Annotated in this window: 24 protein-coding genes and 1 tRNA gene; 14 read left to right on the top strand and 11 right to left on the bottom strand. The window is 68.4% G+C overall.

Annotated features, from left to right (window positions below):
• Position 1: 1 nt before the first annotated feature.
• The 3 genes from EIZ44_RS06000 to EIZ44_RS05990 are packed head-to-tail and all read left to right on the top strand — an operon-like array spanning position 2 to position 2926.
• Positions 2 to 739, top strand: a complete 738-nt coding sequence (locus tag EIZ44_RS06000) for a cytidylyltransferase domain-containing protein (RefSeq protein ID WP_134727935.1) — start codon at positions 2 to 4, stop codon at positions 737 to 739.
• The gene (locus EIZ44_RS05995; RefSeq protein WP_134727934.1) at positions 736 to 1701 is read left to right on the top strand and encodes a spore coat protein; all 966 of its coding nucleotides are present in this window, start codon (positions 736 to 738) and stop codon (positions 1699 to 1701) included. Before EIZ44_RS06000 ends, EIZ44_RS05995 begins: the two co-directional genes overlap by 4 nt.
• 43 nt (positions 1702 to 1744) lie before the next feature.
• Positions 1745 to 2926 carry an epoxide hydrolase family protein gene (locus EIZ44_RS05990; RefSeq protein ID WP_134727933.1) on the top strand — a complete coding sequence of 394 codons (1182 nt, stop codon included), beginning with the start codon at positions 1745 to 1747 and terminating at the stop codon, positions 2924 to 2926.
• On the opposite strand, the gene EIZ44_RS05985 is transcribed toward EIZ44_RS05990, so the two are convergent.
• Positions 2923 to 3501, bottom strand: a complete 579-nt coding sequence (locus tag EIZ44_RS05985) for a bacterial proteasome activator family protein (RefSeq protein WP_037807169.1) — start codon at positions 3499 to 3501, stop codon at positions 2923 to 2925. The two genes, EIZ44_RS05990 and EIZ44_RS05985, sit on opposite strands and share 4 nt — an antisense overlap.
• A 100-nt stretch (positions 3502 to 3601) precedes the next feature.
• Here EIZ44_RS05985 and EIZ44_RS05980 point away from each other — a divergent pair, with 100 nt between their 5' ends.
• Positions 3602 to 4801, top strand: a complete 1200-nt coding sequence (locus EIZ44_RS05980; RefSeq protein ID WP_037807172.1) for a cysteine desulfurase-like protein — start codon at positions 3602 to 3604, stop codon at positions 4799 to 4801.
• Between the two features lie 9 nt (positions 4802 to 4810).
• Here EIZ44_RS05980 and EIZ44_RS05975 read toward each other — a convergent pair whose 3' ends face one another.
• Positions 4811 to 5788 carry an NAD(P)H-quinone oxidoreductase gene (locus tag EIZ44_RS05975; RefSeq protein ID WP_134664085.1) on the bottom strand — a complete coding sequence of 326 codons (978 nt, stop codon included), beginning with the start codon at positions 5786 to 5788 and terminating at the stop codon, positions 4811 to 4813.
• Positions 5789 to 5808: 20 nt separating this feature from the next.
• Positions 5809 to 6741: a KPN_02809 family neutral zinc metallopeptidase gene (ypfJ, locus tag EIZ44_RS05970; protein WP_134727932.1), complete on the bottom strand. Its 933-nt coding sequence runs from the start codon at positions 6739 to 6741 to the stop codon at positions 5809 to 5811.
• 513 nt (positions 6742 to 7254) lie between these two features.
• Here ypfJ and EIZ44_RS05965 point away from each other — a divergent pair.
• The 3 genes from EIZ44_RS05965 to EIZ44_RS05955 all read left to right on the top strand — a co-directional run bounded on the left by EIZ44_RS05965 (position 7255) and on the right by EIZ44_RS05955 (position 8152).
• Positions 7255 to 7746: a MarR family winged helix-turn-helix transcriptional regulator gene (locus EIZ44_RS05965; protein WP_107050862.1), complete on the top strand. Its 492-nt coding sequence runs from the start codon at positions 7255 to 7257 to the stop codon at positions 7744 to 7746.
• A gap of 2 nt (positions 7747 to 7748) precedes the next feature.
• Positions 7749 to 7833, top strand: a tRNA-Ser gene (locus EIZ44_RS05960).
• 121 nt (positions 7834 to 7954) lie between these two features.
• Entirely contained in the window at positions 7955 to 8152 is a 198-nt protein-coding gene (locus tag EIZ44_RS05955; protein WP_200864486.1) for a KTSC domain-containing protein, read from the top strand.
• 8 nt (positions 8153 to 8160) lie between these two features.
• Here the strand turns inward: EIZ44_RS05955 and EIZ44_RS05950 are convergent, their stop codons facing one another.
• Positions 8161 to 8442, bottom strand: coding sequence for a DUF2277 domain-containing protein (locus EIZ44_RS05950; RefSeq protein WP_037807183.1), 282 nt, complete (start codon positions 8440 to 8442; stop codon positions 8161 to 8163).
• A gap of 92 nt (positions 8443 to 8534) precedes the next feature.
• Here EIZ44_RS05950 and EIZ44_RS05945 point away from each other — a divergent pair, with 92 nt between their 5' ends.
• The gene (locus tag EIZ44_RS05945) at positions 8535 to 9476 is read left to right on the top strand and encodes an Ldh family oxidoreductase (protein WP_037807185.1); all 942 of its coding nucleotides are present in this window, start codon (positions 8535 to 8537) and stop codon (positions 9474 to 9476) included.
• 205 nt (positions 9477 to 9681) lie between these two features.
• Here the strand turns inward: EIZ44_RS05945 and EIZ44_RS05940 are convergent, their stop codons facing one another.
• Together EIZ44_RS05940 and EIZ44_RS05935 are read right to left on the bottom strand one after the other, a co-directional pair.
• Entirely contained in the window at positions 9682 to 9903 is a 222-nt protein-coding gene (locus EIZ44_RS05940; protein WP_037807659.1) for an RNA-binding S4 domain-containing protein, read from the bottom strand.
• Positions 9904 to 9916: 13 nt separating this feature from the next.
• A complete protein-coding gene (locus tag EIZ44_RS05935) occupies positions 9917 to 10666 on the bottom strand; it encodes a trypsin-like serine peptidase (RefSeq protein ID WP_134664081.1) in 750 nt (249 codons plus the stop codon).
• A 66-nt stretch (positions 10667 to 10732) separates the two neighbouring features.
• Here EIZ44_RS05935 and EIZ44_RS05930 point away from each other — a divergent pair, with 66 nt between their 5' ends.
• Positions 10733 to 11569 (top strand): SDR family NAD(P)-dependent oxidoreductase, encoded by an 837-nt coding sequence (locus EIZ44_RS05930; protein WP_134727931.1) that lies wholly within the window; start codon positions 10733 to 10735, stop codon positions 11567 to 11569.
• Positions 11570 to 11690: 121 nt separating this feature from the next.
• Positions 11691 to 12347 carry a hypothetical protein gene (locus EIZ44_RS05925; protein WP_134727930.1) on the top strand — a complete coding sequence of 219 codons (657 nt, stop codon included), beginning with the start codon at positions 11691 to 11693 and terminating at the stop codon, positions 12345 to 12347.
• A gap of 537 nt (positions 12348 to 12884) precedes the next feature.
• On the opposite strand, the gene EIZ44_RS05920 is transcribed toward EIZ44_RS05925, so the two are convergent.
• Complete coding sequence (locus EIZ44_RS05920) at positions 12885 to 13541, bottom strand: response regulator (RefSeq protein ID WP_043837751.1); 657 nt, start codon at positions 13539 to 13541, stop codon at positions 12885 to 12887.
• Positions 13538 to 15127, bottom strand: coding sequence for a sensor histidine kinase (locus EIZ44_RS05915; protein ID WP_134728053.1), 1590 nt, complete (start codon positions 15125 to 15127; stop codon positions 13538 to 13540). Before EIZ44_RS05915 ends, EIZ44_RS05920 begins: the two co-directional genes overlap by 4 nt.
• Before the next feature lie 184 nt (positions 15128 to 15311).
• On the opposite strand from EIZ44_RS05915, the gene EIZ44_RS05910 reads away from it, so the two are divergent.
• The 4 genes from EIZ44_RS05910 to EIZ44_RS05895 all read left to right on the top strand — a co-directional run bounded on the left by EIZ44_RS05910 (position 15312) and on the right by EIZ44_RS05895 (position 18959).
• Positions 15312 to 16115 carry an ABC transporter ATP-binding protein gene (locus EIZ44_RS05910; RefSeq protein ID WP_037807196.1) on the top strand — a complete coding sequence of 268 codons (804 nt, stop codon included), beginning with the start codon at positions 15312 to 15314 and terminating at the stop codon, positions 16113 to 16115.
• Positions 16116 to 16149: 34 nt separating this feature from the next.
• Positions 16150 to 16989 (top strand): ABC transporter permease, encoded by an 840-nt coding sequence (locus EIZ44_RS05905; RefSeq protein WP_439098586.1) that lies wholly within the window; start codon positions 16150 to 16152, stop codon positions 16987 to 16989.
• Between the two features lies 1 nt (position 16990).
• On the top strand, positions 16991 to 18046 hold the full coding sequence (locus EIZ44_RS05900) for an ABC transporter substrate-binding protein (protein WP_134727928.1): 1056 nt from the start codon (positions 16991 to 16993) through the stop codon (positions 18044 to 18046).
• A 199-nt stretch (positions 18047 to 18245) separates the two neighbouring features.
• The gene (locus EIZ44_RS05895) at positions 18246 to 18959 is read left to right on the top strand and encodes a G1 family glutamic endopeptidase (RefSeq protein ID WP_043837749.1); all 714 of its coding nucleotides are present in this window, start codon (positions 18246 to 18248) and stop codon (positions 18957 to 18959) included.
• 43 nt (positions 18960 to 19002) lie between these two features.
• Here the strand turns inward: EIZ44_RS05895 and EIZ44_RS05890 are convergent, their stop codons facing one another.
• Genes EIZ44_RS05890 through EIZ44_RS46240 form a run of 3 tightly spaced genes read right to left on the bottom strand, consistent with a single transcriptional unit; the run spans position 19003 to position 20445 of the window.
• Positions 19003 to 19323 carry an antibiotic biosynthesis monooxygenase family protein gene (locus EIZ44_RS05890; RefSeq protein ID WP_134727927.1) on the bottom strand — a complete coding sequence of 107 codons (321 nt, stop codon included), beginning with the start codon at positions 19321 to 19323 and terminating at the stop codon, positions 19003 to 19005.
• A 43-nt stretch (positions 19324 to 19366) separates the two neighbouring features.
• Positions 19367 to 20041: a DUF1345 domain-containing protein gene (locus tag EIZ44_RS05885; RefSeq protein WP_106961501.1), complete on the bottom strand. Its 675-nt coding sequence runs from the start codon at positions 20039 to 20041 to the stop codon at positions 19367 to 19369.
• A gap of 26 nt (positions 20042 to 20067) precedes the next feature.
• Positions 20068 to 20445: a helix-turn-helix domain-containing protein gene (locus tag EIZ44_RS46240; RefSeq protein ID WP_370318178.1), complete on the bottom strand. Its 378-nt coding sequence runs from the start codon at positions 20443 to 20445 to the stop codon at positions 20068 to 20070.
• Positions 20446 to 20600: the final 155 nt, after the last annotated feature.

Raw genomic sequence — 20600 nt, 5'->3', positions numbered from 1 at the left:
CATGCGTGCAGGCCCTGGCGTCAACGCCGTGATACAGGCCCGGTCGTCGTCCACCCGGCTGCCTGGGAAGGTGCTGCGACCGCTCGCCGGGCGGAGCGTGCTGGGCTGGGTCGTCCGGGCTGCTTCCGCCGCCCCCGGCGTTGCCAAGGTAGTGGTCGCGACCTCGGACGATGCGTCCGACGACGCTGTCGCCGCCGAAGCGGAACGCTGCGGCGCGCACGTCGTCCGGGGGCCTCTGGACGACGTCGTGGCCAGGTTCGGGCTCGCGCTGTCGGAACACCCGGCGGAGGCAGTGATCCGCCTCACGGCGGACTGCCCGCTGCTTGATCCAGCCCTGATCGGCCGGCTGGTCGCGGTGTGGCGGGCCGAACCGTCGCTGGACTACGTCTCCACCACGCTCGTCCGTACCCTGCCGCGCGGCTTCGACGCGGAGCTGGTGCGCGCGGAGGTGCTGGCCGAACAGGTGGCGACCGCTTCCGGGGCGGACCGCGAGCACGTGACGTCGGCGATCTACCGCCAGCCCGACCGATACTCGTGCACTGGCGTCGTGGTCAGCCCGGCCGCCGACGACTTGCGCGTCACTTTGGACACCGCGGAGGACTGGGAGCTGATCTCGGCGCTCGTGGCTGAGCTCGGCGACGTGCCGGGTTCGTGGCGGTCGGTGGTGTCGCTGCTGCGGTCGCGGCCGGATTTGGTCGCGTTGAACGCGCACGTCGAGCAGAAGAAGGTCGGCCAGTGAAGCTGCTGCTCCGGGCGGACGCTTCGCCGACCATCGGGGCCGGGCACATTTCCCGGGTGGTCGCCTACGCCGAGCGCGCGGTCGCGCGGGGCTGGGACGTGCACTTCGCTGGCTCCACGACTAACGCGGAGTGGCTGGCCGCGCGATTCGACGAGCTGGCGGTGCCGCGTTTGCCGGTTTCCTCCTTGGCTGGCTTGGCTTCCGGCTTCGACGCGGTGCTAGTGGACCATTACGGAATCGGTGACGTCCGTGCCGAGGTCAACGCCTCGGGCGCTCGGTTGGTGTCCATTGAGGACGACATATTCGGTCGTCGCCCGGCGGATGTGGTGGTGGATTCGGGCTTTGCGCCGGGCCCACGTCCCGAGGACGGTTCGGGCTTGGTGCTGCGGGGCGCGGAGTACACGCCGCTTCGAGACGTCGTACTGCGCGCGCGTTCTCGCCGGAGCACCTCCTCGCCGTTGCGGGTGACGGTGGTGCTGGGCGGCGGTGCGGAGTGGGCTTCGACGGTTTCGCTGTTGCTTCAGGCGCTTGCCGACACGGGACTTCCGTTCGCGGCGGACGCTCTGGTCCGCGGCACGCCGATGTTGCCGCCCACGGTGGAGGGGCAGGCGATCCGGGTCGCCGCACCGCATGCCGGACTGCTGGACCTGCTCGCCGGGACGGATGTCGCGATCAGCGCGTCCGGGGTGACGTTCTTGGAGCTGTGTTGCCTTGGGGTGCCGACGGCGGCGGTGCGGCTGGTGGAGAATCAAGCGGCCGGATACCGAGCGGCGCTGGAACGTGGCTTGGCGTGCGGCCTGGGCTCGGCGGACACACTGGGCTCGCGGCTGCCGGAGGTGACGGAGACGCTGCGGAAGCTGCTGTCGGACGCTTCGCTGCGATCGCGGCTTTCGGAGGCTAGCCGGTCCGCTGTAGACGGTCGGGGAGTGGACCGCGTGCTGGACGTCTTGGCCGGATTCTGATCGAGGACCGGAACAGTCCGCAATCCTCCCTAACGTCGTCGCCATGACCGAGACCCCGTTCCGGATCCACATCCCGCAGTCCGACCTGGACGACCTCCACCGTCGTCTCGCCGACGCGCGCTGGCCGGATCCCTTCGACGACCCGGCGTGGGAGCTGGGCATTCCGGTGCCCGAAGTCCAAGACCTCGCCGACTACTGGCGCCTGGGCTTCGACTGGCGCGCCCAGGAAGAACGCCTCAACGGCTTCCCCCAGTTCACCACCACCGTCGACGGCGCCAACATCCACTTCCTGCACCTCAAATCCCCCGAACCGAACGCCATCCCGCTCATCCTCACGCACGGCTGGCCCGGTTCGATCGTCGAATTCCTCGACCTCATCGGCCCGCTCGCCGACCCCCGCGCGTACGGCGGCGACCCGGCCGTGGCGTTCCACGTCGTCGTTCCCTCCGTGCCCGGGTTCGCCTTCTCCGGGCCGACGCCTGACCGCGGCTGGGGACCGGCGCGGACAGCGCGTGCGTGGGCGGAGTTGATGTCCCGCCTCGGGTACCAAAGCTTCGGCACTCACGGCGGCGACTGGGGTGCGTTGATCTCCCGCGAGCTCGCCGTCCAATTCCCGGAGCGGATCATCGGGGCGCACGTGACGATGCTGCCGTCCGCGGTAGCGCGCAGCGAGGCCGATCTGGAAGGGCTCAGCGGGGCAGAGCTGGCGAAAGGGCAGCGGTCACTGGAGAAAGCGCGGGCCTTCCAGCAAACCGGCGTCGGCTACGCGATGATCCAGTCCACCAAGCCGCAAACGCTTGCCTACGGCCTCACTGACTCCCCGGCCGGGCAGCTGGCCTGGATCGCCGAGAAGTTCCGGGCTTTCTCGAACACCGACCACGACCTGATCGACCGCGACGACCTGCTCGCCAACGTCTCGCTCTACTGGTTCACCCGCACCGCCGCGTCGTCCTCGCGGATCTACGCCTACCAAGACGTCCAGTGGGGCGCACCGCTGCCGAAATCGACCGTGCCGACCGCCGTCGCGGTGTTCCCGGACGACATCGGGCTTCCGCTGCGGCACCTGGCGGAGCGCACCGACCGGATCGTGCGGTGGACGGAACTTCCGCGCGGCGGGCACTTCCCGGCGCTCGAAGAACCCGACCTGCTGATCGGGGATCTTCGAGCGTTCTTCGCCGCGGAAAGCCCGGAGAGCCCGGAGAGCCCGGAAAGCCCGGAGAGCTAGAGGTACTGCCCGGTTCCGGTGATGCCGTGCCCGTGCCCCTCGCCCGGGTGGCCGCCGGAACCGGACGACCCCGCGGGCAGGCCGCGGCGCATCTGCTCCAGTTGCACCCGCGCGGCCATCTGCTGGGCGAACAGCGCGGTCTGGATGCCGTGGAACAGCCCCTCCAGCCAGCCGACCAGCTGGGCCTGCGCGATCCGCAGTTCGGCGTCCGAGGGGGTTTCGTTGTCGGTGAACGGGCGCACCAGGCGCTCCAGTTCCTCGCGCAGCTCGGGCGCGAGGGCCTCCTCCAGTTCGCGCACCGACGTCTGGTGGATCTCGCGGACCCGGTTGCGGCTGGCGTCGTCCAGCGGTGCGGCGCGGACCTCCTCCAGCAGCTGCTTGATCATGGTCCCGATGCGCATCACCTTGGCCGGTTCCTCGACCAGGTCGCCGACGGACTCGTTTTCCTCGCCCTCGGGTGCCGCCTGCGCGGTGCCGACCGGGACGCCGTCCGGTCCGACGACGACCACGCGCGGCGCGTCCGCGTCCCCGGCTGCGCCCGTTCCCCCGAAGTTCGGCTCGCTCATATGCTCCATCCCCGTCGGTTGGCGGTCCTGACCCGAGCCTAGCGGCCGTTCGGGCAGTTCTGCCCAACCCCGCGGCAACCGCGAAACCGCACGTCCGTACGGTGTCCCCATGGCGTTCGACGTCGCTCGTATCCGTGGGCTCTTCCCCGCGCTTGGCGACGGCTGGATTCACTTCGACGGCGCCGCCGGAATGCTCGTGCCCGAACAGGTCGCTTCGGCCGTTTCGACAGCTATGCGGGCTCCGGTGTCCGGCCCGGGCGGAGCGTTTCCTGCCTCCCAGCGGGCGGAAAGCATCGTCACCGCGGCCCGCCGGGCCGTGGCCGATCTGGTCGGGGCGGACCCGGCCGCCGTCGTGCTCGGGCCGAGCGCGCCGGTCCTGTTGCGCCGTCTCGTCGACGCGCTCGCCGAACGCTGGACGATCGGCGACGAGATCGTCGTCTCGCGGCTCGACGAAGAGGCCAACATCGCGCCGTGGCGGCGTGCCGCGAAACGCGTCGGCGCGGTCGTGCGCTGGAGCGAGATCGACATCGAGACGTGCGAACTGCCCGCGTGGCAGTACGAGAACCTCGTGTCCGCGCGGACGAAAGCGGTGTCGGTGACGCTGGCGTCCGGGTCCGTCGGGACCCGGCCGGACGTGCCGACGGTGATCGAATTCGCCAAGCGCGTCGGGGCGCTCGTCGTGGTCGACGCGACCTACGCCGCCCCGTTCGTGCCGCTTGACCTGCAAGAACTCGGTGCCGACGTCATGGTCGTCTCCGCTCCGTCCTGGGGCGGACCGGCGGTCGGCGCGCTCGTGTTCCGCGATCCGGAGCTGCTGGAGCGCATCTCGTCGGTGTCGCTCGACCCGGCCGCGACCGGTCCCGCGCGGCTCGAACTCGGCCCGCACGCGTACCCGCTGCTGGCCGGGGTCGTCGCGTCCATCGACTACCTCGCCGGCCTCGACGACGCCGCGACCGGTTCCCGCCGCGAACGGCTCGTGACGTCGCTCGGCTCGGCCAAGTCGTACCACGCGGGCCTGCTCGCGCAGCTGTCCACGGAACTGCGCTCGCTGCGGCACGTGATGGTGATCGGCGACGCGATGCGCCGGATCCCCGCGCTCGCGTTCGCCGTGGCCGGCGCCAAAGCATCCCAGGTCGCCGAATACCTGGCGTCGCAAGGACTCTGCGCGTTCGCCGACGACGGCACCAGCGGCGTGTTCGCGTCGCTGGGCGTCGGCGAGGTCGGCGGAGCGGTGCGGATCGGGCTCGCGCACTACTCCAACGTGTTCGAGATCAACCAGCTGGTGCGGGTGCTCGAAGAACTGCGCTGAGGCGCCGCGTCACGACTTCGCGGCCAGCAGGACCTTCCCGAAGATGCTGCCCTCCTCGAGCATCCGGTGCGCGGACGCGGCCTCGGCCATCGGCACCACGTCGCCGACGATCGGCTGCACCGAACCCTGTTCCACCAAGGGCCACAAGCGATTCCGGACATCCGCGACGATCGCCGCTTTCTGGTCCAGCGGGCGGGCACGCAGCCCGGCCGCGAACACGCTCGCGCGTTTGCCCAGCAGCTTGCCGATGTTCAGCTCGCCCTTGACCCCGCCCTGCATGCCGATGATGACCAGGCGGCCGTCGACGGCGAGCGCGTCGACGTTGCGGCCAAGGTACTTCGCGCCCATGTTGTCGAGGATGACGTCGGCGCCCTTCGTCTCGGCGCGCAGCACCTCGACGAAGTCCTCTTCCTTGTAGTTGATCGTGAGGTCCGCGCCGAGCTGGCGGCAGCGTTCGAGCCGTTCGGGCGAACCCGCGGTGACCGCGACGGTCGCGCCGAGCGCCTTGCCCACCTGGATCGCGTGCGTGCCGATGCCGCCCGCGCCGCCGTGCACCAGCAGGACCTGGCCCTCGCCGAGACCGGCGTGCATCACGACGTTCGCCCACACCGTGCAGGCCACCTCGGGCATCCCGGCCGCGGCGACCGTCTCGATCTCGGCGGGCACCGGCAGCAGCTGCCCGGCCGGGACCGCGACGCGTTCGGCGTACCCGCCGCCGGCGAGCAGCGCGCACACCTCGTCGCCGACCTGCCAGCCCTCGACGCCCTCGCCGAGTTCGGCGATCGTGCCGGAGCATTCCAGGCCGAGGATGTCGCTCGCCCCGGGCGGCGGCGGGTAGTTGCCTTGCCGCTGCAGCAGGTCGGCGCGGTTGACCGCACTGGCCGTGACGTCCAGCAGCACCTCGCCGGGCCCGGGTTCCGGATCGGGGACCTCGGTCCATTCGAGCACGTCAGGGGCACCGGGTTCGCGGATCGTGATCGCGTGCATGCGCCCGACTGTATCCCGGGTCAGCCGAGGTCGTTGGTGCTGAAGGTGTTGCAGCTCGCGGGCTGGCCGGTGCGGTAGCCGGTGGTGAACCACTTCTCGCGCTGCGCCGAGGTTCCGTGCGAGAAGCTCGACTTGTCGACGTGGCCGTTGCCGAGGTTCTTCTGGATGTAGTCGTCGCCGATCCGGGACGCGGTGTCGAGCGCGCGCGAGATGTCGTCCTGGGTGACGTCCTGGACCAGCGGTTTCCCGGAGCTGGTCGGGGTCGTGCTGGCGTGGTTGGCCCAGACGCCCGCGTAGCAGTCGGCCTGCAGTTCCAGCCGGACCGAGCCGGACGTCGGCCCGGTGCCGGTGCCGCGTTTGGACGTGCCGGTGAGGTTCTGCACGTGGTGGCCGTATTCGTGGGCCAGCACGTACGCCTCGGTGAACAGCCCGCCTTGCGCGCCGAAGCGGGTCTTCAGCTCGTTGAAGAACGACAGGTCGATGTACACGTACGAGTCGGCAGGGCAGTAGAACGGGCCGGTGTCCGACGTCGCGCCGCCGCAGCCGGTGCGCACGCCGCCGGTGAAGAAGCGGGTCGTCGCCTTGCGGTAGGTCTGGCCGGAACGGGAGAACTCCTGCGTCCAGTAGTCCTGGATGGAGTTGACGATCGCGACGATCGCGCAGTCGTGGTCGCGGTTCGCGTCGGCTCCGGTCTTGCACTTCTTCGCGAGCGTGCCGGCGTCCAATTGCTGCCCGGACTGGACGTCGCTGAGCCCGATCCCGCCCGCCGCGGGCGAGGTCCCGGTGCTGGGAATGCCGCCGAACTGGGAAAACAGGAAGTAGATGACCAGGCCGACGAGGCCGAGCCCGCCGCCGCCGATGGCCACGCGGCCGCCGATGCCGCCGCCCCCGCCGCTGCCGCGCATGTCCTGGATCTCAGAGGCGTCCAGATCCGCGTTGTCGTCGAATCGCACGCGGAAAGGGTAGCCGCAAACCTGGAAACAAGGCTGGGTGCGGCCCCTGCGCTGGGGGCCGCACCCAGGTACTACCGAGGTTTCGTTGACAGCGGTTGGCCACCGGCCGGGCTGGCGTCCGGCGCTGCCTTCGCGGTGCCGAGGCCGCGAAGAGAAGCAGCGGCATAACGACGCCGGTGCGCGTGGCCGATGCCGGAGCGCACGGGGTGCTCGTGCTGTTCGCAATCGCGACCGAACCGGAACGGGGCCGTGCCGATCGCGGGGACACAGCGGGCGGTCAACCGCGGGAACTACCTGCCATGCCACCACCTGGCCTTTCCCGGGGGGACATCGGGGCCGGCGTGCCCTTCGGCGCGCTCCGGGATCCTCGTCATCCCTCCGCTGTCTCCCGAGGATGCGCTTCTTCGCGCCGAGTCTCAACCTTTTCGTAACCCTCCATTGGGGGAAGTTCGGCCGGAAATTTCACGGCGGGCCGAAACGGCGGGGCGAAACCGGCCTTCTAGGCTGCCCGATATGAGCGATGACCAGGACGTGCGCTGGCTCGACCCGGCAGAACAGCGCGCCTGGCGGGCCTACATCGTCGCGTCGCTGCGGCTGCGCCAGCGGCTGCACCGCGAACTGTCCGAAAGCCACGGCATCTCGCTCGCCGACTACGAGGTCCTGGTGTGCCTGAATCTGGCCCCGGACCGGTGCACCCGGATGACCGAACTGGCGGCGCAGCTGGGCTCGACGAAGAGCAGGCTGTCGCACCAGATCGGCAAACTGGAGGTCGCCGGGCTGGTCACCCGCCGCCCGGACCCGGAAGACAAACGCGGGGTGCTGACGGAGCTGACCGACGCCGGCCAGCGCGTACTGGACAAAGCCGCGCCGACGCACGTGCGCGGCGCCCGCGAGCACCTCGTCGACCTGCTGACGCCCGACGAGCAGACGGCGATGGCCACGGCGTTCACCCGGGTCCTCGAACACCTGGACGACGTCGAAGGACGGCGCGATACCCTGACCTAGAAGGAAGCGTGGCAGAGCGGCCGAATGCAGACGCCTTGAAAGCGTCCGTAGGGAAACCTACCGGGGGTTCAAATCCCTCCGCTTCCGCTTGACGCCTCGAGTGTCCGGCCCCGGATTCCGCGCATCCCGCGGGAGACGGGGCCGTTTTCTTCGGCTGCCGGTCCCGGGTCCGCGCGGGTACCCTGACCGTGCTGTGCGCCGGGTTCCCGTGGAGTCTTCCGTCATTCGCGACGTCGGCTACGACGCCGCGAAGTCGGTGCTGGAAATCGGGTTCCGCAACGGCAGCGTCTACCGCTACCACCTCGTGCCCGCGCGGGTGCATCGCGAGCTGATGGCCGCCGAGAGCCCGGGGCGCTACCTCAACCAGGAGATCAAGCCGAGGTTTCCCGGGCAAGAGGCGGAGTGATTGCGGCGTCAGGCTTTCTTGGCCTCGCGCTGGGCGATCCGCGCCTGGACCTCCGGGCGGCGCAGCGGCGGCACGGTCGCGGGCGGCTGGCGGCGTTGCGGGAGTTCCTCCAGCAGCCGCGCGGTGATCTGGGCGATTTCGGCGACCGCCGCCTCGAACGGTTCGCGTGTCGCGTCCGAAAGGGACTGCACCCCGGTCACTTTGCGCACGTACTGGCGTGCCGCGGCTTCGATCTCGTCCGTGGTGGCGGCGGGCTGCAGGCCGCGGAGCGTCGTGATGTTTCGGCACATGCGCTTCAGGGTACGTCTCTGCGGCTGACCGCATCACACTCTAGGGCCAACCTCGTTGACGGGGTCCGAGATCGCCCGGCAACCTTGATGAAGTGCCCCTCAGACCGCGTGCTCCCCGGCTCAGCCGCCCCGTCCCGGAAGTTCCCGCCGACACCCCGATTCCCGAGCAGGCCTGGCACCGCGTTCCCGCCGACGAACTGGTCACGCTCGTTTCCGTTGTCCTGATGGCACAAGGCTTTCCCGAAGAGCGTGCGCGTCCGGCCGCGGAAGCGTTGTGCCATGGCGATCTCACCGGCGCGCCGGAAACGGGCGTCGGGGAGTTGACGCGGGTGCATCTGCCCGCGATCGAGAACGGCTTGGTCAGTCCTGGTGCTCAGCCGTTGCTGATCGCCGATCGTGGGGCCGCGGCGCTCATTGATTACCGGCGGGCGTCCGGGCTTTGGGCGGTGGGTGACGCGATGGATCGCGCGGTGCAGCGGGCCGGGCGGTTCGGGGTCGGGCTGCTGTCGGTGCGTGGGGTCGGGCCGTTTGGGCGCGTTGGGCATCATGCTGCTCGTGCGCTGCCGCACGGGATGATCGGGATTGTGATGGCGGCCGGGGGGTATGCGGATCAGCCGGTGCATCCGTTGGGGATGGCGGCTCCTGCGGGGGCTTATCCGGAGTTTGTGTTCGATATCGATCTTGCTGATGCTGCTCGGAATCCGCAGTTCGCTGGGTTCGCTCTGATGGTGGATGTGCTGGCCGGGGTGTTGTCCGGGGTTGCTGATCATGAGCATGACACCGGGTTGCTGGTGTTGGCGATCGCGCCTACGACGTTGCGTAGTGCGGACGGGTTTTATCGGGCGGCCAGTGCGGTGTTCGGGAGCATGCTCGGGTGGGAAGGGGGTGCGCCGGTGCGGTATCCGGGGTGGCGGGAGGCTCAGTATTTGGAGCAGTGCCGGGCGTTGGGGGTGCCGTTGCCTGGGGCGGTGCGGAGGCAGCTGGATTCGTTGGCGTTGAAGTTGGGGAGGGCGCCGTTGTCTACGGTGGGGTGAGTCTGCGGCTCGTCGCCTGGCGGCGACATTGCGCGCGTGGTTGCGTGGGGCACCCCGAAGCTTGATTGTGCTGACGGTCTGGGGGTGCTTGTCAAGGCGGGAAAGATGCCTTGACAAGCACCCCCAGACCGCAGGAGAGCTTCGTATCGGGGTGCGGGGGAGGGGCTGGGTGCCTCGCTCGTTTGGTGTGCTGGCTGCGGTTTGCTTAGTGTTCCAGCGAGACTCTTGCGTTTTCGGTGCCTACTGTTACTACGTCGCCGTCTGCTAGTTGGCGGCCTCGGCGGGTTTCTACTTCGCCGTTGACCGTTACTTCTTCTGCGTCGATCAGGTCTTTTGCGTGCGAGCCGTTGTCCGCGAGGTCGGCCAGTTTCAGGAATTGGCCCAGCCGGATCGGCTCTCCGGTGATCGGGACGTCGCGCGTGCTCATGGGACGCATCATGTCACGGCATCGTCGTCGCTCGGTTGTACAGATCGGCGATCTGGTCGTCGAAGTAGCTCGAGTACGAGATGTCGTCGGTGTAGCCGCCTGCTTCGTAGCCGCCGATTACGCCTACTACGGTGCCCGTTTTCGTGTCGGGGGACGGGTCGGCTACCAAGGGGCTGCCGCTCGTGCCGGTGGCGAAGCCTGGGCAGTCGACTCTGATCTGGTGTTCGTCTTGCTGCTGGGTGTGTGTTTCGCAGGTGGCGACCTCGTCGACGCCGTCCGGGTAGCCGGCGACCGTCACGGGGCGCGCGAAGGGGCCGTTCGTGCCTAGTTGGTTGGCTCCGGTCACCGCTTCCAAGGGTTCGGGGGAACCGTCTTGGCGGGCGGTTGCGAAACCGACATCGAGGTTGGGATCGGACGAGTCGATCCAGCTCTGTGCGACCAGTTCGTTCCCGACCTGCCAGTAGCCGTAGGGCGCGACGCCGTCGTGGAAACCCGGGGCGAAGGTGACATTGGCCAGGTAACCGCCGCCTTCGCCGTCGTGGAGGCAGTGTGCGGCGGTGAGCAGTTCGTCGCCTCGGGGGCTGTGCACCACGCTCGCGGTGCAGTAATGCGAGCCGTCGACGAACAGTGCGCCGATGGACGCTTGGATCGGCTTCGCCGGGGTCGACGGGGCGACCGCTGGTTCCGCTGCGTGCTCAGCACAAGCCACGATGGTCCCGCTCGCACTCATTAGTGCGAACAGCCCGATCACCGTGCGCCGCATGCCACCTCCAGTACTGGTCCTCGTCACTAGTATCAGAGAACGCGGTGAGACCAGGGTGGGGAGACGATGAAGGACTTCTCGAACAAAGTCGCAGTGATCACCGGAGCGGGCTCGGGCATCGGGCGGGCGCTGGCGCTCGAACTCGCGTTGCACGGCGCGCTTCTCGAACTGTCCGATGTCGACGCCGAAGGGCTCGACGGCACCGTGCGCGAAGCCCGTGAACGCGGGGCCGAGGTGCGCGGGCATTCCCTCGACGTGGCTGACCGGGCCGCGGTTCTCGCCCATGCCGAGGACGTCGCGCGGGAGCACGGTCGGGTCAACCTCGTCGTCAACAACGCGGGCGTGGCGCTCGGCGCGACGGTCGAGGACATGACGTTCGAGGATTTCGACTGGCTGCTCGGCGTCAACCTCGGCGGCGTCGTCAACGGCACGAAGGCATTCCTGCCGCACCTCATCGACTCCGGCGACGGGTACGTCGTCAATATCTCCAGCGTGTTCGGATTCGTCGGAGTGCCTACGCAGAGTGCCTACAACGCGGCGAAGTTCGCCGTTCGCGGATTCACCGAGTCGCTGCGCGAAGAAATGCTCGCGGCGCGGCATCCGGTCGGCGTCAGCTGCGTGCACCCGGGCGGGATCAAGACCAACATCGCCCGCAACGCGCGCGGCGGAGCGGCTGGCGACCAAGCCAAAGCGGCGGCCGGATTCGACAAAATCGCCCTTACCACACCGAAGAAAGCGGCCGAGACCATCCTGCGCGGCGTGCGCAGGCGGTCCGCGCGGATCCTCATCGGACCGGACGCGTATGTGATCGACGCGATCCCGCGCGTCCTCGGTTCGGCATACCAGCGTCCGCTCGCGGTTTTGGCGCGCCAGGGACTCAAACGCATCGAGCGGAACGGATAACTCGTCGCGACTGTCCGCATTCTTGATCACCCGATGGAGTTGCATTTTCACCGAAACCCTCGGGAATGTCGCAGAATGCTGCCAGTCCAGTCGTGTGTCCGCACCCCGGAGGTAGCCCTCGATGCTGCGCCTTGCCGAGCGCCGATTGGCCGCGCCCGCCGACCGCGCCGCCGGGGAACTGGTCGACCGCACCGGCATCATCGCCGCGAGCCTGCCGCGCGGGCCCCGGCTGCCGGACGAGGCCGCGCCGGAGACGAGCTGCGAATCGACCCAGCAGATCCCGGTGATCGCCGGGTGTGCCCCCGCCGAGGAACGCCCGCGCGCAGTCGCGTCGCGGCGCCGGGCCCGGGTGTGGGTCGGCGCCGGGTTGGCTGTGATCCTGGTCGGACTTGGCTGGCTCGCCGGAGGGTTCTTCACCGGCGCGCTGCCCGGGCAGCCCGCGGATGACGCCGTCGTGCAGGCTGAACAGCGCGTTCCGATCGCGGAACAGCAGATTCCCGTGCCGTCGACGATCACGCCCCCGGTGACGCAGACCGCGCCGCCGGTCACGGTGTACGTCCCGGTGCCCTCACACGACACCCCGGTGCGGCGGCACAACCCGGTCCGCTCGACCACGCCGCGCGCGACGTCGGCTCCGGATTCTTCGGAGCAGGCCGATCCGCGCGCGGACCTCGGGACGCCCGCGCCGAGCAAGACCCCGGCCCGGACGGGCATCGACCAGTTCCTCGACTGGAAACCGTGGCTCGACGCGGCGCAGCGGATGGCTGGCGGTCGCTGAGAATCAGCTAGTGGACGCTGGCTGGGGTTGACGGCTGCTGCAAGAGCATGGGGCTGTTGACTGCGGTTGCTGGGCGGGCCGAGGTCGGCGAGCTGGTTGACTGCGGTTGCTGGGTGGGCAGAGATCGGCGAGCTGGTTGACTGCGGTTGCCGGGTGGGCAGAGATCGGCAGGCGGGCTGGCTGCGGTTGCTGGGCGGGCAGAGATCAGCAAGCGGGTTGACTGCGGTTGCCAGGTGAGCCGAGATCAGGAAGCGGGCTGGCTGCGGTTGTCGGGTGGCTGAGGTCGGCGAGCGGGTTGGTTGTGGTTGCTGGGCGGGGTGAGGTTGGCGAGCGGGCTGGCTGCGGTTGCCGGGTGAGTCGAGACCAGCAGCGGGTTGGCTGTGGTTGTCGGGTGGGCCGAGGTCGGCAAGCGGGCTGGCTGCGGTTGTCCGGTCAGCTGATTCGCAGCTGACTTGCGGACCCGCCGGGGTCAGCCGCGGCCCCTCGACGGTCGGCAGGCGTGCGTTGGTTGCGAGGGCAGCCGCGGGGCGTCGGGGGTCAGCCGATCCAGTCGTATTCGTGTTCTGGGCGTCCGGTCGCGCCGTAGCGAAGGCGCATTTCCACTGCTCCCGACTCTGCCAGCGCCGTCAAATAGCGCTGCGCGGTGGCACGGGCCATGCCGAGTTCGCGGGCTACTTCGGCGGCCGAGAGCGGGGTCGGCGAACCGCGCAGTCGCTCTGACACCAGGCGGGCCGTCGCGCTTGACTGGCCCTTTGGCGTCGCCGCGCGGTCCTGGTCGTGGAGGGCTCGGAAGGCGCGGTCGACGTCGTCTTGGGACAGTGGGCGTTCGGTCGTGACCAGGCCGCGGTAGCGGGCGTACGAGGTGAGCCGTTCCGACAATTGCCGGGTCGTGAACGGTTTGATCAGGTAGTTCAGCGCCCCTGCGCGGATCGCGGCGGAGATGGACGCGGCGTCGGTGGCCGCGGACAGCACGATGGTGTCCGTTTTCAGGTCGGGCAGGACGGAAAGGCCGGGCTCGTCCGGCAGGTAGACGTCCAGCAGCACCAGGTCCGGGGCGAGTTCGCGCACGCGGGCGCGGGCTTCGGCGGCGGTGTGCGCGACCCCGGCGACGGTGAATCCCGGTACCTCCGACACGAATCCCGCGTGCACGCCGGCGACGCGGAAATCGTCGTCCACGATCAGGGTGCGGATCATGCGTCGGTCTCCTCGGGTCGGTCCAGCAGGCCGGGAAGTTTGGCGACGAACAACGCGCCGGTCGTCGCGCCGCCGGGGTCGGCGAGCCATACGTCGCCGTCGCGGGCTCGGGCGGCTTGGCGGGCCAAGGCCAGTCCGAGGCCGTGTCCGGGACTGAGCTTTGTGGACACTCCCTCGTCGAAAAGCTTGTCCCTTAACGCATCGTCGATGCCCGGCCCGCTGTCCACAACGGACACGTGCAAAGTGGAGCCATCGGCGAGCAGGCCGACCTCGACCCACGCGGGGCGGCGCGGGCCCATGCGGGCGGCGTGCAGGGCGTTGTCGACCAGGTTGCCGATCACGGTTCCCGCGGCGATCGGGTCGGTCACCGAGGCGGGGACCCAGGCGTCGTCGGCCAGCCGAAGTTCCATGCCTTTTTCCTGTGCCTGCTCGGTTTTCGCGACCAGCAGGGCTTGCAGGTACGGATCGGTCACCCGGTCGTCGAGCGGTTCCGCGCGCGAGGCGGTGGTCTCGGTGAGGGTTTGCAGGTACTCCTCGGCTTCGGTGTGGTGGCCTAGCTGCAGCAGCCCGGACAGAGTGTGCAGGCGGTTCGCGAACTCGTGCCGTTGCGCGCGGAGGCCGTCGGACAGCGAGCGGATGCCGTCGAGTTCTCGGGTGAGGGTGTCGAGGTCGGTGCGGTCGCGGAAGGTCAGGACGGTGCCCAGCGCGCGTTCATCCCGTTGCACGGCACGGGAATTGATCACCAGGACCCGGTTTCCGGCTACCGCCAGGAGGTTGTCCACGGGCCGTCCTTCGGCAACGGCTTTGTGCACTCGCGGGGACAGGTCCAGGTCCTCCAGCGGTGCACCGACCGGGAGCGGGGTGCCGAGGAGGCGTTCGGCTTCATCGTTGCGGACGGTCACCCGGTGTTCCGCGTCGACGGCCAGCACGCCTTCGCCGATGCCGTGCAGGACGGCTTCGTGTTCGTAGAGCAGTTCGGTCAGTTCGTGGGGTTCGAGGCCGTGGGTGACGCGGCGCAGACGGCGGTTGAGCAGGGCGGACGCACCCGCGCCGAGCAGCAGTGCTCCTCCACCGAAGACCAGGGTCAGGGAAAGAAGGTCGTTGAACGCACCGGTCAATTCGGTGATGTCGAAACCGACGCTTACCTCCCCGACGACCCGGGAGCCCTGCTTGATCGGGGTCTTGCTGCGCACCGACACTCCCAGCGTGCCCAGTTGGACGGCGCTGACGACGTCCTTGCCCGCGAGCGCTTCCTCCGCCGACGTGCTCACCCGCTGGCCGATCTCGCGCGGGGTCGGATGCGCGAGCCGGATCGCGTGGTCATCGGTGATGACCACGAACAACACGTCGGTCGCCTTGGTGACCGCTTGCACGCGTTCCTCGAGCGGCCCGCCGCGCTGCCGTGCGGCCGCCCCCGCGACCACCACGGGGTCGGCGGCCACCGACTTCGCGATCGCCAGCGCGCGTTCGCCGTATTGTCTCGACAGCGTCGATCGCAGGAGCGAGCTGACCAGCGCGACGCCGAGGCCCACGACGAGGACCACCACGCCGATCTGCAACAGCAGCACCTGACGGGTGAACCGCATCCGCGGAAAGAGCGCCCACTTCGGCATGCCAGGGAACATACCCCCAGCTCAGCGCTGTGCGCTAAACGAGCAAAACGTGGAGAACGCGCAGAGCGCACGCAGAACGTCGACAAGCTTCTCCGCCGCGAAACCCGAACTTAACCTGCCTCGAGCGAGTCCCCACCGTGACGAAGGAGTCACCTCGATGGCCCCACTCATCGAACTGATCGGCGCCACCAAAAGGTTCCCGAGCGGATCAGGTTCTGTCCACACCGCTGTCCGCGAGCTGACCATGACCGTCGAACCGGGGGAGTTCGTCGCCGTGGTCGGGCCGACCGGGTGCGGTAAATCCACCACGTTGTCCCTGGTCTCCGGGTTGCAGCCGCCGTCGGCGGGCCGGGTCGTCGTGCACGGCTCCGACGTGAAGTCCATTCCGGACGGCGTCGGCTACATGTTCCAGACCGACGCGGTGATGCCGTGGCGTTCGGTGCTGGACAACGTCGCGTCCGGGCCGCGGTTCCGCGGTGCGTCCAAAGAGGACGCTCGGAAGAAAGCCGCCGACTGGATCGGCCGCGTCGGGCTGGCCGGGTTCGAGAAGTATTACCCGCACCAGCTTTCCGGCGGGATGCGCAAGCGCGTCGCGTTGGCGCAGACGCTGGTCACCGAGCCGAAAATCCTGCTGATGGACGAGCCGTTCTCCGCGCTCGACGTCCAGACTCGCGCGTTGATGCAGGACGAGTTGCTCCGGCTGTGGTCCGGTACCGGAGCCGCGGTGATCTTCGTGACGCACGACCTCGACGAGGCGATCGCGTTGGCGGACAAGGTGGTCGTGCTGACCACCAGCCCGGCGACGGTCAAGGACGTCTTCGAGATTCCGCTCGAGCGGCCGCGCAAGGTGGAAGACCTGCGGCTGACCGAGGAATTCCGCAAGCTCTACTCCGACATCTGGGAATCGCTGCGCGGCGAGGTCGACAAGGCCCGCCAGAAGGGAGCGACCGGTGTCGCTTGATCTGACTGTCGGCCCGTCCAACCCGAACCCGCGGATCGAGGACGAGGCGAGCATTATTGCGCGGCAGAAGACGCGCACCGCCGCGCGCCGACGCAACGTCTGGCTGCTGCGGCTGGCGATTCTCGTTGCGTGGCTTGGACTGTGGGAGATCGCGGGCCGGTTCTGGATCGACCCGTTCTTCTATTCGATGCCGTCGAAGATCTGGGAACGGCTCACCGAATGGTTCACGACCGGGACCGATTTCGGGACCATTTGGTACCAGATCCTGGTGACCGTCGAGGAAGCCGTGATCGGGTTCGTGCTCGGCGCGGTCGCGGGCGTGATCTGCGGCGTCATTCTCGGCCGCAGCGCGTATCTCGCCGAGGTGCTGGCCCCGTTCATCAAGGCAGCCAACGCGATGCCGCGTATCGTGCTCGCCGCGCTGTTCGTGATCTGGTTCGGACTCGGACTGTCCTCGAAGGTCGCGACGGTGTTCGTGCTCGTGTTCTTCGCGGTGTTCTTCAACGCCTTCACCGGTGCCCGCGAGGTGGACCGGAATCTGATCGACAACGCCCGCATTCTCGGTGCGACGCGCTGGCAGGTGCTGCAGTCGATCGTGCTGCCCAGTGCGACGTCGTGGATTCTTTCGTCGCTGCACGTCGCGTTCGGTTTCGCGCTGATCGGTGCGGTCGTCGGTGAGTACACCGGTGCCAAGGCGGGCATGGGCTTCCTGATCGCCAACGCGCAGGGCACGTTCGACACCGCCGGGGTTTACGCCGGGATGATCGTGATCATGGTCGTCGCGTTGTTCGCGGAATGGCTGATCAGTTCGGCCGAGCGCAAACTGCTGCGCTGGCGTCCGCAGGTTTCGGCCCAGGCGAGCCAGGGGATCTGACATGCGGCTGAAAAGGACACTCGCGGTCGCGGCGGTCGCGCTGGTGACCGTGGCCGGGGTGAGCGCCTGCCGGGATTCCCGGGAGATCGACCTCGGCAACGGCGGACGGCCGCACATCAAGATCATGGTCGGCGGACTGTCCAAAGTGATCTATCTGCCGGGGCAGCTCGCGAAGCAGCTTGGCGAGTACCAGAAGCAGGGCCTTGACGTCGAACTGTTCGACCAGCCGTCCGGGGCCAACGCGGAAACCTCGCTGCTGGCCGGGGAAGTGCAGGGCGTGGTCGGGTTCTACGACCACACGATCGACCTGCAGGCCAAGGACCAATGCATCACCAGCGTGGTGCAGTTCGCGAATGTGCCGGGGGAAGCGGAAATGGTCGCGACCCCGAAAGCCGGGCACATCAAGTCCGGCGCGGACTTCCGCGGAAAGAATCTCGGCGTGACGTCGCTGGGGTCGTCGACCGACTTCCTCACCAAGGCGCTCGCCAGCCGCGGCGGCGTCGGCAGCAAGGACTACACGCCGGTGAAGGTCGGGGCAGGGCAGACGTTTATCTCTGCCATGCAACAAGGTTCGATCGACGCGGGCATGACCACCGACCCGACCATCGCGCAGCTGACCAACACCGGACAGGCCAAGGTGCTCTACGACATGCGCACGCCGGAAGGCACGCGCGCGGCGCTGGGCGGGCTTTATCCGGCGAGTTCGCTGTACATGAGCTGCGAAATCGTGAAACGCTATCCGGACGTCGTGCAGAAACTCGCCAACGCGTATGTGAATTCGCTGAAGTGGCTTTCCACGCACACCGCGGAACAGGTGGCGGATCTGATGCCGCCGTCGTTCGCGGGCGGAGACAAGGCGTTGTACATCAAGTCGCTCAAGGACAGTCTGCCGATGTTCACCAAGGACGGCCGGATGGACCCGTCCGGCGCGCAGAACGTGCTGAAGGTGCTGGGTGCGTCTTCCAGCAACGTGAAGCCCAAAAAGGACAAGATCGATTTGTCCAAGACGTACACCACCCAGTTCGTGGACGCCGCGCACGCCCGTACGGCGCGATAGTCCACTTCGGAAGGAGTCCGTGCCGGCCCGCTGCCTCCCCAGGCGGGCGGGCACGGACTTCCGTGTATACAAAGGAGAATCGGGACATTTGGTGAAGATTTCCCGAGATGTGAATACCCTTCGAAAGTAGCTACCAACCCGGGCGAGCGAAATTCAACACTGGTACGCGCAGGCACTCCCGTGACCAGATTGGATGCCCATGAGTTCACGATCTTTCCGTCGTCCCCTCGGATTGCTGGCGGTCGGCGCGTTCGCGGCCGCGACCCTCGTGGCAGGCGCGGGAGCCGGGCCCGTGACGTTCGGCAAGCACTTCCACGGAAACCACTACTCCGGCGGAAACTGGGGCGGCTACGTCAGTTTCGGCAGTTTCACGACCGCGACCGCGGGCTGGACCGAACCGGCGGCGACCTGCAATTCCAGCAACGACCTGTTCGCGCCGTGGGTCGGCATCGACGGCGACGGATCGTCCTCTGTGGAGCAGACCGGCGTCGCGACCGACTGCTCCAGCGGCAGCCCGCAATACCAGGCGTGGTACGAAATGTACCCGGCCGCACCGGTTTACTACTCGGCGAGCGAGGCGCCGGTGAAGGCGGGCGACCACATCACCGCGACGGTCACGCGCAGCAACAACAGCTACAAACTCGACCTGAAGAACGACACCCAGGGCTGGACGAAGACGACCACGCAGTCGTTGAACGCGAAGCACTCGTCGGCGGAGGCGATCATCGAATCGCCGTCCGATTCGTACCCGGCGATCAACGGCGGCGTGAAGTTCGACGGCGTCAAGTTCGACGGCAAGAACCTCGCCGACACCAGCCCGCAGGGCCTCAACGCGGACGACGGCGGCAGCGCGACCTGGACCCCCGGCGCGATCGGCTCGGACGGCCAGAGCTTCACCATGACCCGTCAGTAAAAAGCAAGGCCCCTGAGGGAATCCGATTCCCTCAGGGGCTCCTTCACGGACGTTCGAAGCGGTAGGCGCGTTCGACCCGGGAGACCTGGACGTCGAACTCGCGATACCACTCGGCGCGGCCCTGGTTGCGGGTTTCGGTGTGCTCCAGGTTGGTGCGCCATCCGGCGATGGATTCCTCGTCCTGCCAGTACGACACGGTGATGCCGAGCCCGGACTCGTCGCGGACGGAGTTGATACCGAGGTAGCCGGGCTGTTTCGCGGCGAGTTCGGCCATAGCGGCGGCGCGCTCGGCGTAGCCGCGGTCGCCGTCGGTGCGCCGGGACGTGAAGATCACCGCGTAGTACGGCGGTTCGGGAAGCTCCATGGCCGGAGATATACCTCTCGGACGCGGGCGAGGCCAGCGGGTTTCAGCCTTGGAGGCCGTTGACCGCCCAGGCGAACACCATCAACGCGAGCAGCAGCGAGATCCCGGCCTGGACCATCATGGTCATTTTCGCCCAGATCCGCAGCGGCATGACGTCGGTCGGGCTGAACGCGGTGGCGTTGGTGAACGACGTGTAGAGGTAGTCCAGGTACCGCGGTTCCCATTCGGCCTTCGCCATCGACGGGTCGCTCATCTGCGGAAACTGCAGGTCGGGGAAGTCCGCCCGGCCCGCCGCGCGCCGGGCCGGGCCGCCGCGGTCGAACTCCCAGTACCAGAGCGAGAAGACGACGATGTTGGTCCAGTAGATGACCACGCCGCTGATCAGCACCTGCACCGCGTGCCCGCGTTGCGCGCCCTGTGCGATCCCGATCACCAGCTGCACCGCGGACGCGCCGTTGAGCACGCTGACGACGGCGAGCGCGGTCAGTGCGACCATGCGCTCGACGATGTTGAACTCGGTGAGCCGACCGGGGTTCAGCAACAGCAGCGCGATGATCAGCACCGCGGTCAGCGAGGGCAGCAGCCACCATGGGTGCAGCACCATCTCGTCGGGCAAGGCGAGCTGCAGGGCGAGGGTTCCGATGACGACGGCCGCCGCGGGCCACCGGGTTTCGCCTTTGGTCGCCCGCCGCCAGGCAGGCACTGGTTTATCAGCCACGTGCACACGGTAGGACGGTGTGCTCGTTACCGCGCGGTTTCCGGTGACGGCAGTTTCCTCGCGACGTCCGTGCGGCTTCGCGCGCCTAGCTTGCGAAGCACCTTCGCGACGTGCTGCTCCACCGTGCGCGGAGACAGGAACAGTCCGTCGGCGATCTGACGGTTTGTCCGGCCTTCCGCGAGCATCTCGGCGACTTCGCGCTCTCGCGGCGACAGCTCACGACCGTAACCGCGACGGCCGCGCTGTGACGGTGCCCAAGCACCGTGTTCGCGAAGCACGTGATGACAGCGGCCAGCGTCGCGCGTGGCACCTAGCTGTACGTACGCAGCTGCGGCCTGACTGAGCGCAGCTGTCGCACCGCTCTGTCCTGCTTCGAGACGACAGCGCGCCGCGCGTTCACGCATGCCGGTGGCGAGGTACGGCATCGGCAGCTCTGCGTACGCGTCGGCTGCGGTGTCGAAGAGCGTCGCGGCCGCTAGGTGTTTCGCGCGGGCGTTTGTCAGGACGGCGCGGCCAGCGTGCAGGGCGGCAGTGGCGAGGGGTGCGTCGCGGTCTTCGA

It is taken from the genome of Amycolatopsis nivea, from assembly GCF_004522235.1.
GTDB classification, from domain to species: Bacteria; Actinomycetota; Actinomycetes; order Mycobacteriales; family Pseudonocardiaceae; genus Amycolatopsis; species Amycolatopsis nivea.
The sequence above is the reverse complement of the archived record's forward strand: the minus strand, read 5'-3'. Positions and strand labels throughout refer to the sequence as shown.